This is a genomic window from Parabacteroides distasonis ATCC 8503 (genome assembly GCF_000012845.1).
GTDB classification, from domain to species: domain Bacteria; phylum Bacteroidota; class Bacteroidia; order Bacteroidales; family Tannerellaceae; genus Parabacteroides; species Parabacteroides distasonis.
The window spans coordinates 4,350,911-4,366,113 of the sequence record NC_009615.1 but is presented as its reverse complement, the minus strand read 5'-3'; the positions used below and the strand labels follow the sequence as shown (position 1 = coordinate 4,366,113).

14 protein-coding genes are annotated in these 15,203 nt (G+C 43.7%); 5 read left to right on the top strand and 9 right to left on the bottom strand.

All coding sequences use genetic code 11. The features are described 5' to 3' along the window. Nucleotides 1-2 precede the first annotated feature (2 nt). Both BDI_RS17845 and BDI_RS17840 read left to right on the top strand, forming a co-directional pair. Nucleotides 3-1,523: a RagB/SusD family nutrient uptake outer membrane protein gene (locus tag BDI_RS17845; RefSeq protein ID WP_005859319.1), complete on the top strand. Its 1,521-nt coding sequence runs from the start codon at nt 3-5 to the stop codon at nt 1,521-1,523. 87 nt (nt 1,524-1,610) lie between these two features. Further along, nucleotides 1,611-4,028 carry an alpha/beta hydrolase family protein gene (locus tag BDI_RS17840; RefSeq protein WP_012056075.1) on the top strand — a complete coding sequence of 806 codons (2,418 nt, stop codon included), beginning with the start codon at nt 1,611-1,613 and terminating at the stop codon, nt 4,026-4,028. Between the two features lie 227 nt (nt 4,029-4,255). Here BDI_RS17840 and nagB read toward each other — a convergent pair whose 3' ends face one another. From nagB to BDI_RS17805, 7 genes are all read right to left on the bottom strand, one after another. Beyond that, nucleotides 4,256-5,068 carry a glucosamine-6-phosphate deaminase gene (gene nagB, locus BDI_RS17835; RefSeq protein ID WP_005859323.1) on the bottom strand — a complete coding sequence of 271 codons (813 nt, stop codon included), beginning with the start codon at nt 5,066-5,068 and terminating at the stop codon, nt 4,256-4,258. A 156-nt stretch (nt 5,069-5,224) separates the two neighbouring features. After that, complete coding sequence (locus BDI_RS17830; RefSeq protein ID WP_005859325.1) at nt 5,225-6,421, bottom strand: FprA family A-type flavoprotein; 1,197 nt, start codon at nt 6,419-6,421, stop codon at nt 5,225-5,227. A gap of 62 nt (nt 6,422-6,483) precedes the next feature. Further along, entirely contained in the window at nt 6,484-7,317 is an 834-nt protein-coding gene (lgt, locus tag BDI_RS17825; RefSeq protein ID WP_005859327.1) for a prolipoprotein diacylglyceryl transferase, read from the bottom strand. A 95-nt stretch (nt 7,318-7,412) separates the two neighbouring features. Further along, nucleotides 7,413-8,309, bottom strand: coding sequence for a diaminopimelate dehydrogenase (locus tag BDI_RS17820; RefSeq protein ID WP_005867618.1), 897 nt, complete (start codon nt 8,307-8,309; stop codon nt 7,413-7,415). A gap of 103 nt (nt 8,310-8,412) precedes the next feature. Next, nucleotides 8,413-9,414 (bottom strand): metallophosphoesterase family protein, encoded by a 1,002-nt coding sequence (locus BDI_RS17815; RefSeq protein ID WP_080504988.1) that lies wholly within the window; start codon nt 9,412-9,414, stop codon nt 8,413-8,415. Between the two features lie 32 nt (nt 9,415-9,446). After that, a complete protein-coding gene (locus BDI_RS17810) occupies nt 9,447-10,439 on the bottom strand; it encodes a sugar phosphate isomerase/epimerase family protein (protein WP_005859333.1) in 993 nt (330 codons plus the stop codon). 14 nt (nt 10,440-10,453) lie between these two features. Further along, a complete protein-coding gene (locus BDI_RS17805; RefSeq protein WP_008779233.1) occupies nt 10,454-11,608 on the bottom strand; it encodes a Gfo/Idh/MocA family protein in 1,155 nt (384 codons plus the stop codon). A 155-nt stretch (nt 11,609-11,763) separates the two neighbouring features. Between BDI_RS17805 and BDI_RS17800 the strand changes: the two genes are divergently transcribed. Next, complete coding sequence (locus BDI_RS17800; RefSeq protein WP_012056073.1) at nt 11,764-12,723, top strand: hypothetical protein; 960 nt, start codon at nt 11,764-11,766, stop codon at nt 12,721-12,723. 57 nt (nt 12,724-12,780) lie between these two features. Here the strand turns inward: BDI_RS17800 and BDI_RS17795 are convergent, their stop codons facing one another. Then, on the bottom strand, nt 12,781-13,092 hold the full coding sequence (locus BDI_RS17795) for an STAS domain-containing protein (protein WP_005859339.1): 312 nt from the start codon (nt 13,090-13,092) through the stop codon (nt 12,781-12,783). Between the two features lie 11 nt (nt 13,093-13,103). Next, complete coding sequence (locus tag BDI_RS17790; RefSeq protein WP_012056072.1) at nt 13,104-13,517, bottom strand: ATP-binding protein; 414 nt, start codon at nt 13,515-13,517, stop codon at nt 13,104-13,106. A 97-nt stretch (nt 13,518-13,614) separates the two neighbouring features. Here BDI_RS17790 and BDI_RS17785 point away from each other — a divergent pair, with 97 nt between their 5' ends. After that, a complete protein-coding gene (locus tag BDI_RS17785; protein ID WP_012056071.1) occupies nt 13,615-14,016 on the top strand; it encodes a hypothetical protein in 402 nt (133 codons plus the stop codon). A gap of 91 nt (nt 14,017-14,107) precedes the next feature. Next, nucleotides 14,108-15,163: an MBL fold metallo-hydrolase gene (locus tag BDI_RS17780; RefSeq protein WP_012056070.1), complete on the top strand. Its 1,056-nt coding sequence runs from the start codon at nt 14,108-14,110 to the stop codon at nt 15,161-15,163. The last annotated feature ends 40 nt before the right edge of the window (nt 15,164-15,203 follow it).

The window sequence follows — 15,203 nt, the reverse complement described above, 5'->3', positions numbered from 1 at the left end:
ATATGAAAAATATACAATTATTCAAACACATCGCAGCAGGACTGCTTCTAAGTGGCTCTCTGATCGGCACAAGCTGTTCCAGCGATTATATGGATACAATCCCAACCGAGAACGTTTCATTCACGACAGTATCCACTTCGCTCGACAATCTTTATCTTGCACTGAACGGTATTCATCGTAAGATGGTATCTCAAGACTTAGGCAACCAAGGTTTGGGAGGTGAGCCCGGTTTCATCATCGGTCGAGAAGCGTTAGCTGATGATTTGACATGGGACACGCAGACTTGGCATCAAGGTTTCTTAAACTGGAGTTATCCAACGAACGCAACAAGTTCGTACAACTCCGGTGAGTGGGAAACTTATTATAAGTTCATTTTGAATGCAAACAACATCTTGAAAGCGTTGAATGATAACTTTAGCGATGAGTCAAAACTCACAGATAGCGAAAAAGCGCTTGCGAACCATATCAAGGGCGAGTGTTTGGCAATTCGTGCATGGAGTCATTTCAATCTAGTACAATATTATGCGAAACCATATCGTAACGGACAGGACAACTCTCAACCGGGAGTTCCTTATCGTACGAGTCCGGAAATCGAGCCTATGGCACGTAATACGGTAGAAGAGGTGTACACAAAGATTCACGGGGACTTAGACGAAGCGTTGAACTTATTGGCAGACTATGAGCCAAATGATAAGAATCATTATAGCCTAGCATCGGTTTACGGATTGAAAGCACGTGCTCTTCTGACTCAACAGAAATACGCAGACGCAGCTACGGCCGCAGTGAATTCTATCAATGAAGCAGAGAAAGATGGCTGTAAGATCATGTCTCAGTCTGAATTGATGAATGGTTTCGCTAATATCACTTCCGCTACGAAAGAGGCGATGTATGCCGCAATGACACAGAATGACCAAACGGTTTATTTCTACTCTTTCTATGCGTATATGTCTTGGAACTTCAACTCCAGCTCTATCCGCACAGGTATCAAATGTATCAGCCAAAGTACTTACGACTTAATGTCGCCAACCGATCTTCGCCGTCAATGGTGGGATCCGACAGGAAAGGCAGAAGTACCCGCAACTTCTTACAACCAGCGTGTTTATCAGAACCGCAAGTTCACGGCACGCTCTACAGCTGATGCTGTAGGTGATTTTGCCTTCATGCGTATCAGCGAAATGTACTTGACTGCAGCCGAGGCTTTCGCTCGTTCCAATCAAGACGCAAAAGCAAAGGAATATTTGCAAGCCTTGTTGAAAGAACGTGATCCAGAGTACAAGGATTTGGGTAACACTGGCGCAAAACTAGCGGATGAGATCATGACACATCGCCGTATCGAACTTTGGGGCGAAGGTTTCCGTTGGTTCGACTTGAAACGTCTAGGTTTGCCATTGGATAGAACCGGGTCTAATTTTGACGCTACTTTCTGTGGTTTCTTGCACAAGGATCCGAATGCTGATGGTTGGATCTTCGAGATTCCAAAAAAGGAAACAGATTTCAACGACTTGATCGAAAAGAACTATTAACACTCTTTTTACGTTAACTTACATTAATCACAATCCCCAAAGTATACTTTAACAGGTTATCTTTGGGGATTTCTTATATCACTATTTATGAAAACAAATCATTTATTTTCAGCTCTGCTCTCTTTAGCGCTTATATGTCCTGGAATAGCGCAAGAAACACATTATCAACGTCCTCCAGCCGTAATAGAGGAAGTGGCCCTAGCCAAATTATCCCCGATCATCCGAATTAGTGATAACAATCAGTGGGCACTCCAGTTAGAGCGTTCCCCGTACCGGTCTATCGCCAAGCTTGCGCAACCGGAGCTTAAATTAGCGGGAATGCGTATCAGTCCCGAAACATTCAATACGAGCCGGCAAGCCGAATATACGGGTGCCAGTTTAATGAACATCGCTACTCAAGAAGAAATCAAGATTGAAGGAATTCCTGACAACGCGGTAATCACAGAAGCCTCATTCTCTCCTTCATCCAATAAGGTAGCTCTATTCGTGGAAGAAGCGAATGGCGTATATCTTTATAACTGTACCCCGGAACAGCCCGTAGCTCAGAAAGTAAGTACCCGTAAAATCAATGCGACAAGTGGAGCGGAGATCTTATGGATTAGCGACAATGAGTTTATTACGCTTATGGTTCCAGAAAACAGGGGAAAGGCACCGGAGAAACCCACAGTCCCATCCGGTCCCATCATTCAAGAAAGTACTGGAAAGGTGATGCCCGCTCGTACCTATCAAGACTTGCTGAAAAATCCGTACGACGAGCAATTATTCGACTATTACTTCACCTCCCAATTGGTACGTATAAAAGAGGGCATTGTGTACGAGATCGGAAAACCGGCAATCTACGGCAGTACGCTTTCATTATCCCCGGATAAATCCTTGCTACTTATCGCGACAGTTCATCGTCCGTATTCCTATCAAGTACCGGTATATAACTTCCCACAAAAGTTCGAGCTCATAGACTTACAAGGCAATTCCATTTATACGTTAGCGGATAATCCAACCGTCAATATTCCGATGGGATATGACACGACCTCGCCTTATCCCCGTCAATTCGGATGGAGATCGGATCAACCGGCTACCGTTTACTGGGCGGAAGCGCAAGATAAAGGAGATCCTAAGCAAAACAAGACCGATTTCATGGATATTATCTACCAAATAAGCTATCCGTTCAACAGCGAGAAACAGGAAGTCGCAAAGACAGAGAAACGTTTCCGCAACATCCTGTGGAATGACGATGCTTTCGCTTTATTGATCGAGACTTCCCGGGAGACTCGTAAAAACAGGACATTTACTTTTAAGCCTTGCTCTTCTGAGTCTCCGGTTCTATTATTCGATGTATCCACCGACGATAATTACAACAATCCGGGAAATCCACTTACGATTAAAAATGCGTATGGTAAATATATCGTTTATACCAATAAAGCCCACAATGAGTTATTGATGCTTGCCCAAGGAGCCTCATCTAAAGGGGATATGCCTTACCTTAGCCGTTACAATTTGAAAACAAAAAAGAACACGGAACTTTGGCGCTGCGAGGACGGATATTATGAGACCATCCTAAAGGTAGCGAATCCGGAAAAGCTTCAATTGATCACTTCACGTCAATCCATTACAGAACCAGCGAATCTCTGCTCTCGTGACTTGAAAAAGAAAAAATTCGCTCAATTGACTCATTTCGCCAATCCATATCCGGCCATGGCAAACGTTAGCAAACAAAAGATCAAGTATAAACGTGCGGATGGTTTGGATCTAACAGCGACCGTATACCTCCCTGCCGGATATGATAAAGCGAAGGACGGTCCATTACCTGTCTTAATGTGGGCCTATCCGAGAGAATATAAAAGCAAGGCCGAGGCTTCTCAGGTACGAGGTTCTCAATACATGTTTACGAATATCAACTATGGTTCTCCCGTCTATTGGGTTTTACGTGGATTCTGTATAATGGAAAATGTCGAGATGCCGATCGTTAGTACCAGTGAGGGAGCGGAGCCGAACGATGATTTCATTGAGCAATTGACAATGAACGCCGAGGCGGCCGTAAAAGTTATTTCCGAGATGGGTGTAGGTGATCCGAATCGTGTAGCCGTAGGAGGACATTCCTATGGAGCTTTCATGACAGCGAATCTATTAACACATACCAAACTGTTCAAAGCCGGCATCGCACGTAGCGGGGCTTACAACCGTACGCTTACCCCGTTCGGCTTCCAAACAGAGACCCGTACTTATTGGGAAGTACCGGAAATATATAATGCCATGTCGCCATTCATGTCTGCCGATAAACTACATGGAGCTTTATTAATCATACATGGTGAGATGGATAACAACTCCGGAACCTTTCCGATCCAATCCGAGCGCCTGTTCAGTGCCCTAAAAGGCCACGGGGCGATCGCACGTTATGTCGTATTGCCCTATGAGAGTCATGGCTACGCCGCCAAAGAGAACATATTACATCTATTGTATGAATGTGACCTATGGCTGGATCGTTACGTCAAGAACGCAAAAAAGTAAGTAGTACTGACTTTGTCAATGAAGTATATATCCTCTGACAGGAAAAGTATATTTCCTCTAACCAGTGAAGTATATCTTCTATGAGGAAGCCAGCCGGCAGCCACCAATTGCCCTAAAACAACGATGCCCATCGTAAGGTTATAAGAATGCCCATCGTAAACTCCTTACAATGGGCATTCTTAACTCCTTATGATGGGCATTCAAAGAAAGCCCTATCTGAGATTCGTTTATTTTAGCAATGAACAAGGACAAAGATGATCCTTCTCGATATCCTTGAAATAGTTATAAGTACCTACCTTAAGATCCGCACAAGCCGCCTCATCGCAAACAATGATTCCCTTCGGATGCAACTGCAAGGCGGTAATTGTCCACATTTGGTTCACGGCACCCTCAACGGCTTGTTGCAACGCACGAGCCTTGTTATGACCATTTACCATGATCAATACCTCCTTAGCGTCAAGAACCGTACCTACACCAACCGTTACAGAAGTCTTCGGAACTTTATTCACGTCATTATCAAAGAAACGGGAGTTAGCGATAATCGTATCTGTAGTTAACGTCTTGATACGAGTACGAGAACTCAAAGATGAACCCGGCTCATTGAACGCAATATGGCCATCAGGACCGATACCACCCAAGAACAGGTCTACGCCACCGACCGCTTTCATGCGAGCCTCATAAGACGCACACTCAGCCTCCAAATCCTCGGCGTTACCATTCAAGATATTTACGTTCTCCGGTTTGATATCGATATGACTGAAGAAATTATTCCACATGAAAGAATGATAGCTTTCCGGATGATCTTTCGGAAGGCCGACATACTCATCCATATTGAAAGTGATCACGTTCTGGAACGATACGACACCCTGCTTGTTCAATTCAATCAGGTTCTTGTACATACCCAGCGGAGAAGATCCGGTAGGCAAGCCCAGTACGAATGGTTTTTCAGCGGTTGGATTCGCGGCTTTGATCTTCGCTGCTACATAATTGGCAGCCCATTTTGAGAGTTGCTCGTAATTAGGTTCGATAATTAATCTCATAACGTTACGCTTTTTTTAATTGAAAATTGAAAATTGGAAATTGAAAATTAAAGGATTCCCAATCTACGCATCTCGCCTTTCTTTTGTTTATAAATTAGATCTATTGTTAATAGCTTTCGTTTTATCTGTTGTCGGAGCCTTTAGACTTTTCAATTCTCAATTCTCCATTTTCAATTTCCCAGCCATTTCCTTGCCCAAGGCTAAACACTCCTCGTATTTAGTAGCGCTTAAACCTTGCTTCTGCTCAACCGGCGTACCGACAGTCTCCCACTTCATCTTCTCGCCAAAAGCCGCCAAACGTTTCACGGCGGCTCCAGCCCATGTGAAAGACCCGAAATAACCGAAAATACGATTTTTCACCTCACGCAACTCGATCTTACTCAACACAGCTTCCACCTCTGGGAACAATTGATTGCTATAAGTCGGGCTACCTACGATAACTCCCTTATATTTGAACACATCTTTCAAGATATAAGAAGAAGGGCTTTTGCTAACATTATGCATCACAATATTCTTGATGCCATTATCAGCCAAAGAAGCGGCGATCGCCTCAGCCATCTGCTCCGTGTTACCATACATGCTGCCATAAATAATAACCACGCCTTCCTCACCTTCGTAGCGGCTCATACGGTCATAGATATCGATCGCTTTCGACGCATATTCACGCCAAACAGGTCCATGGGTAGAGCAAATCGTCTGGATATCCAAGCCCGAAAGCTTCTGTAATGCCCTTTGTACTGGACTTCCATATTTTCCGACAATGTTGGAGTAATAGCGAATCATCTCTTCCCAATAATGCTCCACGTTCATCTCCGTATCGATCACACCACCATCCAATGTGCCATACGTACCGAACGCATCCGCGGAGAATACGATTTTATCCGTAACGTCATAAGTAACCATCACTTCCGGCCAATGCACCATCGGAGCCATATAAAATACAAGCTCATGACGACCCGTATTCAAGGTATCACCCTCTTTCACCTCAAACAAGCCTTCCTTGATGCCATGATATCCTTCCAGCATTCCGAAAGTCTTATTGTTTCCGACAATCTGTACGTCCGGATATTGCTGACGCAACAAACGGATACTTCCCGCATGATCCGGCTCCATATGATTTACCACGAGATAATCCAAAGAACGTCCGTCCAAGGCATCCGCTACTTTTTTCAAGAAAATATCAGAGTAACAAACATCGACCGTATCGATCAATACGGTTTTCTCGTCTACGATCAAGTACGAGTTATAGGAAACGCCGTATGGCAACGGCCACATATTCTCGAAGAGGGCCTTTTGACGGTCATTAACTCCTACATAATAAACTTTATCCGCAATTTCTTTTAACTTGTACATCTTTTTTAATTGATAATTGATAATTAAAAATTGAAAATAACAAAGCGTGTGCTCTCTAATTTTCAATTCTCAATTTTTAATTTTCCATTTCTTAGCGCTCTCCAGACAAACCAGCACCCTGCCAAAACAAACGGGATACTTAGCCATTGCCCCATATTCAACATCATTCCAGCCTCGAAAGGCTCTTGGTCATTTTTCACGAATTCGATGAAGAAACGAGACCCGAATACGCATATCATAAATACGCCGAAGATAAGTCCTTGCTTTTTCCATGCCTCTTTCTTGAAATATAGCCACATACAGATAGCGAACGTCACCAGATAACAAGCGGCCTCATACAATTGCGTCGGATGGCTCGGAGCTGTAAAAATAGGCTCCGCCCCCATTCTCCATGCGTGTAAATTATCGATAAAACGAAATCCCCAAGGCAAATCAGTGGAATGACCGTAAATCTCATGATTCATCAGGTTTCCCAGACGAATCATAGCAGCTACCAATCCTGTCGGAACCACCAACTTATCGAAAGCCCATAACATACTTTTATGGCTTACTCGCTTCGAGTAGAAATAAATGGCGATAATTATACCTAACGTACCACCATGGCTAGCCAATCCTCCCTCCCAAATCTTGAAAATCTCAATCGGGTTGGCTAAATAATATTCCGGCGCATAAAACAAACAATGCCCCAAACGGGCACCAATCACCGTACCGAGCATCGTATAAATCAAAAGGGAATCGATCCATGCGGGCGGCAGTCCCTCTTTTTTCCACATCCGCTCTACAATCATATAGCCAATAGCGAAACCAATCGCAAAAGCCAATCCATACCAACGAATCTCCCGGGAACCGATGGTAAAGATAGCGGGATCGGCAGTCCATGTAATAAAATCAAGCATAATTATTTCAGTTGGCAATTGACAATTGACAGTCGACAATCGCAAGTCAGGATTTCCCGAACTGTCAATTGCCAGCTGTCAACCATCAACTTATATTAAACGAGTCTTCTAATTAAGTTCTCTCTCTCGCCGTACAGCATATCGATTATCGGCAATTCGATCATCGTATATGCGCCCGGTTGTTGCTTCAAGCTCGCACGAGCGACAGAAACCAAGATTTGAGCGGTCAAGGCAGGGTTATTGATCTTCATATCGAATTCGATCAACTGGTTCTGAGTCTTGCCCGATACACCTTTACGAACCAAGTTCACACCATGTCCCATGTCCAACAAATTATCGACACATTCAACCTGCATTACATGAGTCTCATCATGAGCGAAATAATCATCCGCCTTGATAGCGGCAGACACTTGCTTGAAATCGTATCCGTCTTCTACCTCGATATAAACCATACGACGGTGTACACCTGTTCCCAAAGGAATCGTCATACTTAAAGCCGCCTTCACGCCTTCGATAGCCTTCACGGCAACCGTATGCCCCATACTCATTCCCGGACCGAAGTTCGTATAAGTAATACCTTTCGGCACCATCGCTTCTAACAAAGCACGTACCACAGAGTCGCTTCCCGGATCCCAACCGGCAGAAATTACAGCTACCGTATTATGAGCCTTCGCTACAGCGTCCAAAGAACGACGTAAATCCACGATACCTCCGTGTATATCGAAACTATCGACAGTATTGATGCCTAAAGCCAGAATCTCTTTCGCATGCTCTTCCACGCTACGTGTAGGAGTAGCCAAAACCGCTACGTCAACCTTATCTAACTTGGTGATGCTATCAGTAACCGTGTATGCCTTCAACTCGTCCGGAATATCATTCGGATTACGACGAATAATACCTGCTACCTCAAAATCCGGGGCAGCTTCAAGGGCCTCTAACACATATTTCCCGATGTTGCCATAACCTACGATGGCGGCTCTAATTTTCTTCATACTCTAGTTTTTACTTTTCAACCAACCGCAAAGTTAGATATAATTTAGAGCTTTAACAATAAGGAATACAGTTTTTATATCATTTTCAGAATGATATAGATCCTCACTCTTTCACGAATGAATCCGGATAGGTAGTAAGCTGCTCTACACCGGCTTTCGTACGAATCCAAGTCTTGAAGGTACGGGCTCCCTCGTTCAATTCGATCACACGTGCTCCATTTGGTATATGGATGTATTCCGTCGGACCACCCGTAAAACGACCGTAAGCCAATAATACGTCATACCAGCAAACCGCATAATCATCGTCATGATCATGACCGACAAATATACCCATCACGTCCCCGTTCTCCTTAATCGCCGTAAATAAGCCGGAATTCAAGGCCGGAGCGCATGCCTTTTCCCTACGTATGCCATAGAGTTGGGCATTCTCATCGGAAGCCGCTTGATTAAACTCCGGCAACGCAATATGGAAGAAAGCCAAAGAAGGAACCGGCTCTCCCCCGTTATTCCGGGTAAACTCTGCGCTTTTCTTACAATACCAATCGATCTGGTCACGCTTAATATAATCGTATCCTTTTACCCCCTTGATAGTTGAATAGGTATTCGAATCGATGCAATACAAGACGAAAGCATCCTTCTTCCCGTCGGAGGAACGTACGGTCAAGGCGTAATTACCCACGCCTGAGATTTCGGGAACCTCATCCGCCGTTAAACTATACGGTAGGCTTTCGGCTACTTTCAGCAACTCCTCTTTTGTCGCCCCCTGCTCATTATCATGATTTCCGAAAACAATGGAGAATGGTATTTTACGGTCGGAGACTTTCTTCAATACATTCCGCATATTTTCCAACGCAGGCTTGCTATAGATAATATCTCCCGTAAAAATCACCAAGTCCGGTTTCTCGTCATCCAACACTTGGTTCATACGCTCAAAAGCGATGTCCGAACGAGGGTCTTGCCATTTCACATGCAAGTCCGTAAACTGTACAATCTTAAACTTCTTATCCGGATTAAACTTCAACCCCGGTTTTTGGGCAAATCCCAAAGAACTCAAGCCGGCGGCCAATAACAAGGCCCCGGCAAACATCCACTTTCTCACACTCATCAAATCTCGTGTTTTTTGTAATTAATAATTATTTATTCCTTTCCGAAACAAGCGTCGAACGCATGGGCGGAAGGTTGGAAATCCACTCTCTTCACCAATTCGCAAGATTCCCGTGCCCCATGTTCCCGATCCATAGCGCTATCTTCCCATTCCACGGAAAGCGGACCTTGATAGCCAATTGAATTCAAAGCACGGATAATCTCCTCAAAATTAATCTTTCCTCGTCCTAAGCTACGGAAATTCCAATATCGACGGGGATCGCCGAAAGTAACATGACCGCCGAATATACCCACCTGCTTAGGGGTATCACTCCAATATACGTCCTTCATATGCACATGGAAGATACGCTCCGGAAACTGATAGATGAAATCCACATAGTCCACCCCTTGATATCCTAGATGACTCGGATCATAGTTAAAACCGAAAGCAGGATGGTTATTTACCGCCTCCAATGCCCTGCGTGCGGAAAAAGTATCGAACGCGATCTCTGTAGGATGTACCTCCAACGCAAAACGTACACCCAGTTTCTGAAACTCATCCAAGATGGGCGTAAAGCGACGGGCGAAATCATCATACCCCTTTTGTATCATAGCGTCCGTTACCGGAGGGAAAGAATACAAATAATGCCAAATAGAACTACCCGTAAAACCTACAACCGTATCGACTCCCAACATCTTTGCCGCATGGGCGGTCCGGATCATCTCCTCGGTAGCCCGTTGGTGAACCCCTTCCGGATCGCCATCTCCCCAAATGTAATCCGGCAAGATTGCCTTATGACGCTCATCGATATTATCGCAAACAGCTTGTCCAACCAGATGGGTAGAGATCGCATAAAGCCGTAAGTCATATTTCTTTAACAGATCCTTGATTCCTTGATAATAAGCCGTATCCGTACGTCGGACATCCACATGATCGGGAAGTCCCAATTCCACACCGTCGTATCCGAATTCTTTCGCTTTTTGACAAACTGTTTCCAGTGATAAATCTCCCCACTGGAGGGTATATAATGTTACAGGACGTGCCATATATAGTATTATTTTTAGTCGATTATTTTTATCCATTTATTCTCTGTCGATCCGGTAGCTACAATCGTCTCGATAAACCGCATGCCACGGACACCGTCTTCGGCGGAAGGGAAATCCAAGGTTTCAGGAGCCGGTTCCTCACCAGCCAGAATCGATCGCAAAGCCAAGGCGAAATTCCGATACAAATTAGCGAATGCCTCTATATAGCCTTCCGGATGCCCGCCCGGCGTACGGGAATTATGAGCGGCGATACCCGACATATATCCATTGGAAGTACGGATGATCTCCGCCGGACGATCCGGCCAACGCATAATCATCGTATTCGGTTCTTCTTGACGCCATTCCAACCCACCTTTCTCTCCATACACACGAATATTCAAGCCATTCTCTACACCTACGGCGATCTGACTAGCGGTCAGCACCCCTTTCGCGCCTCCCTCATAACGGATCAATGCCGCCCCATCATCATCCAAAAGACGATCCGGCACGAAGGTATTCAATTCACCGCATAATTCCACGGCCTTCAGCCCTGTTATATATTCCGCCAGATTAAACGCATGAGTCCCGATATCCCCCATGCAACCGGCCTTACCCGACCGATTGGGATCCACCCGCCAAGCCGCCTGCTTATTAACATCAGCGCAGTCATTATATAGCCAGCCTTGAGGATATTCCACATAAATACGGCGTATCTTACCTAAATCGCCCCTGCGTACCCTTTCCCGAGCCTCCTTCACCATCGGGTAAGCGGTATAGGTATGAGTCAGCATAAACAATTTTCCGGTTTCCTTCACTTTGTCTCGTAATTGCTTCGCCTCATCCAAGGTATATGTCATCGGTTTATCCAGTACGACATGGAAACCATGTTCCAACGCCATCATGGCCGGACCGAAATGCACATGATTCGGGGTAACGATAGACACAAAATCCATCCGTTCGCCTTCAGGCAGGGTGGCCTCTTTCTCTATCATTTCCTGATAAGATGCGTAAATACGATTATCCGGTAAAAATAAAGATTGTCCGGTAGCCAATGAATTCTCCGGGCGAGAACTGAAGCATCCACAGACCAACTCGATCTGTCCGTCTAAATTAGCGGCGATACGATGAACGGCCCCGATAAACGAGCCTTGTCCTCCACCGACCATTCCCATTCTGATTTTTCGTTTCATGGTATTATTCCGTTTTATTAAACTAAGGTAATTACATTGTTGATTCACAAAGCTATGAAAAATAACCCTGCGTACGCCAATTTAACAGCTTAATATTTTTTAATTCACAAAATATATCGTTCCTTTGCGTCAAACATTTACCAAAAATATCAACTATGAAGAAAAATGAATTAGTGGCTATCGCCTGTCTGCTTTGTTTTTGTTGTTGTAATGGAACGGAAAAGGAAGTACCTAACCCCGACCTACAAGAGGAATTATCCCCCATACAGTTTACGATCGATTTACAAAAGGAAGTATTACCCTTCCCCGTAACCAAGAGTATTCCCGAGCTGAATATCCCTGAGCCTATTCCCCAAAATCCCGATGCCGAAGAAGATCCTTCTACACCGGATATCGATCCGGATAATTTATACAACCGGATCGATTATATCGTATACCAAAGCGGAAAACCGGACATTCTGGTAAAACATAAGCAATTCACGCCTCAAGATCCGGATTTCACGATCATTTATGATTCACTGCCCTCCGGCGACTATCATATTTGTTTCCTAGCCCACTCAGACAAGAATATCTCCGTGTCCGGACAAACCGCACTATTCAGTAAAGTCTCAGATACGTTTCATCTTTTTCTCACCCAAGAAGTACAAGCGGGAGAAAGAATCATTAAAGATATCACCTTACAAAGAATCGTCGGCAAAATAGAGTTCATATCCGCCGATGGCGTACCTAAAGCCCTAAAAAGCTTCACGATAAATGTCTCCAATTATCAAAACAAGATTGACTTAACCACTGGGAATGGCATTTCTCAAAACACGCCTTATACACAAACCGACACTTTTAACGACTCTGATATCGGGAAAACAAATTTCTCCCATTCCTTCTTCACGTTTATCCCGGCTCCGGAATTCATGCTCAAAGCACACCTCTCGGCCAAAAATCAGATAAATGAAGTAACCCGGGAAAGAGAGGTTAATGACATCCTGCCTCTCATAAATCACATTATTCGTTATACTGGGATTCTCTACACCCCGAAGGAATCAGACGATACCTTCACCCTTGATATATTAAACGGTGGCAAATGGGATAGCCCCATCGACAAAGATCTAAAAGATTAATACAAAGCCGGTGTGCCAAATTTGACACACCGGCTACCTTTTTCCTAACCTTCACACTTATTTTGCGTCTTCTATCTTGAAGAGAGCGTTAAATCCCGTCAAACTAAAGGTCTCACGAACCACATTCCGCATACCGATCAAACGTAAAGACCCTTTCTTGGCAGTCGTCATTTTTTGTAATATTAAAAACAATCGGAGGCCCGCACTACTCACATATTCCAAATCAGAACAATCGACACATACTTTTACTCCCGGATTCTCCCATACCGGCAAAACCTTTTCCTCGCATTCGCGAGCCGTATTCGTATCCAATCTTCCTTTGATCTTAATTACAGTCTCTTCGCCTTTTTGGTCAATAACTACTTCCATATCTTTATATTTTATTCGGTTATTTTTTTCTTCATGATAAAGACATTCCGCTCATCTACTCTCTGATAAGAGACCTCATCCATAATCTTCTTGATCAAGAAAATACCCAACCCTCCGATTGGACGGTCTTCGGCAGATAAAGTAATATCAGGGTCTTTTCTTAAAGTCGGATCGAAAGCAATCCCATGATCTATCAAAGTCACGATCAATTCCCCACCTTCCCTGACCAACGAAATGTCTACGGCATCCTCAACATCTCCCTTATACGCATAAAAAATTATATTTGAGACAGCTTCTTCCATCACCAGATTCAGGCTCATCATGAAAGCGGTGCTTAATCCCAATTCTTCTCCAGCTTCTTCCAAGAACTCATTCATCATGGAAAGCTCATGAATATCGTTCTTAATGCGTAATGTTTTTTGCATATATCTGAAAATTTTGCGCTAAAGATATAAAAAAAAGAAATATCCTTTCCTTAAATTTGTATCTTTACCTCCGAATCGTATTTAAAGGTATAGAGTTATGGCTAAAAGATATTTAATAAACATATTCTTATTGATCGCCGTCTTATGCGGGTTCAGTAGTTGCGAGGAGGATCCGTATTATGATCCGTATGAGGAAATCACCTATGATTTATGTAATTATGTATGGACAGATTGGTTTGTCGTAGACGGCTTGGATTGTGAGCAGCAACTTACATTTAATCCGGATGGGAAAGGATGGGATACAAGAATTTATCATTACCCAAGCGGACGCATAGATCGAGAGGAAATTCCATTCTACTGGGACTGGGACAATTACTATACCGATATACTTTATATGGACTATGAAGACGGCCAAACAACACTAGAGAACGTATGGATTAGTGGTCGGACTTTTAAATGTCTATATAATGGCGAATGGGTAACGTTTAAGGCCTATTAAAGAATACACTACCAATTATGTACTCAATCACATAGAGGCGCCGGCCTTGTCCCAACTCTCCACGATCGTAAAAATGAAACATAAAAAAGTTATGATCTCAATTCTACTATTTGTAGTTTTACTGATAGGGACGGCATCCATTATATTCTACCATCCCGCATTCGGACATTTACCCCGGGGAGAGAGATTGGAGCGAATCAAGCGCTCGCCCAATTACCGGGATGGGAAATTCCATAATATCCATCTTACACCAACTACAACGATGAAAAAAGGAGGGGTACAAGTATTTTGGGACTTCTTCTTTGGAAAACAACCCGATTTAAAACCCCATAAAAGTTTACCGACCGTAAAAACGGATTTACTTCATCTGGACCGAAATGAAGACCTTGTTATTTGGTTTGGTCATTCATCTTATTTGATCCAAAACGGGGGCAAGCGATTTCTGATAGATCCCGTATTAACAAATAGGTTTCCGGCCTCCTTGATGTTTCAGCCATTTAAAGGCACAGATCTCTACAAGCCGGAGGACATCCCTGATATTGATTTCTTGATAATTACCCACGAGCATTGGGATCATTTGGATTATTATACGGTTAAACAACTGAAAGATCGTATAGGAACCATAATCTGCGGACTAGGCGTAGGGGAATATTTTGAATATTGGGGATTCTCTCCGGAACACATCGTGGAAATGGATTGGTATGATAGTTATCGCATTGATAACGACTGCCAAATATACTGCTTGCCCGCCCGTCATTTCTCAAACCGATTATTAAAAAACGCCCAAACGCTATGGGCCTCATTTATGATAGACGGTAAGCAACAAATATATCTATCGGGAGACGGAGGGTACGATACCCATTTTGCGGAGATCGGCAAAAGATTTCCACAAATAGATCTAGCCATCATGGAAAACGGACAATATAATGAAGACTGGCGTTATATACATCTAATGCCTGATGATCTTCCACTCGCTATCAAAGATTTGCACCCCAAACAGGTGCTCACGGTACATCATTCCAAATATGCCTTGAGCAAACATCCTTGGTACGAGCCACTGGAAAATATCCATAAAGCATCAAAACCGCAATCCTATAAACTTCTTACACCCATGATCGGCGAGAAAATACTTGATAAAGTTCCATAAGATCAAAATTAAGACATTACAGCTATGACAAACGAAGATT

Coding starts and splice junctions, on each gene's coding strand:
- BDI_RS17845 (WP_005859319.1), top strand. CDS start 3: ATGAAAAATATACAATTATTCAAACACATCGCAGCAGGACTGCTTCTA.
- BDI_RS17840 (WP_012056075.1), top strand. CDS start 1,611: ATGAAAACAAATCATTTATTTTCAGCTCTGCTCTCTTTAGCGCTTATA.
- nagB (WP_005859323.1), bottom strand. CDS start 5,068: ATGAGATTAATTATCGAACCTAATTACGAGCAACTCTCAAAATGGGCT.
- BDI_RS17830 (WP_005859325.1), bottom strand. CDS start 6,421: ATGTACAAGTTAAAAGAAATTGCGGATAAAGTTTATTATGTAGGAGTT.
- lgt (WP_005859327.1), bottom strand. CDS start 7,317: ATGCTTGATTTTATTACATGGACTGCCGATCCCGCTATCTTTACCATC.
- BDI_RS17820 (WP_005867618.1), bottom strand. CDS start 8,309: ATGAAGAAAATTAGAGCCGCCATCGTAGGTTATGGCAACATCGGGAAA.
- BDI_RS17815 (WP_080504988.1), bottom strand. CDS start 9,414: ATGAGTGTGAGAAAGTGGATGTTTGCCGGGGCCTTGTTATTGGCCGCC.
- BDI_RS17810 (WP_005859333.1), bottom strand. CDS start 10,439: ATGGCACGTCCTGTAACATTATATACCCTCCAGTGGGGAGATTTATCA.
- BDI_RS17805 (WP_008779233.1), bottom strand. CDS start 11,608: ATGAAACGAAAAATCAGAATGGGAATGGTCGGTGGAGGACAAGGCTCG.
- BDI_RS17800 (WP_012056073.1), top strand. CDS start 11,764: ATGAAGAAAAATGAATTAGTGGCTATCGCCTGTCTGCTTTGTTTTTGT.
- BDI_RS17795 (WP_005859339.1), bottom strand. CDS start 13,092: ATGGAAGTAGTTATTGACCAAAAAGGCGAAGAGACTGTAATTAAGATC.
- BDI_RS17790 (WP_012056072.1), bottom strand. CDS start 13,517: ATGCAAAAAACATTACGCATTAAGAACGATATTCATGAGCTTTCCATG.
- BDI_RS17785 (WP_012056071.1), top strand. CDS start 13,615: ATGGCTAAAAGATATTTAATAAACATATTCTTATTGATCGCCGTCTTA.
- BDI_RS17780 (WP_012056070.1), top strand. CDS start 14,108: ATGATCTCAATTCTACTATTTGTAGTTTTACTGATAGGGACGGCATCC.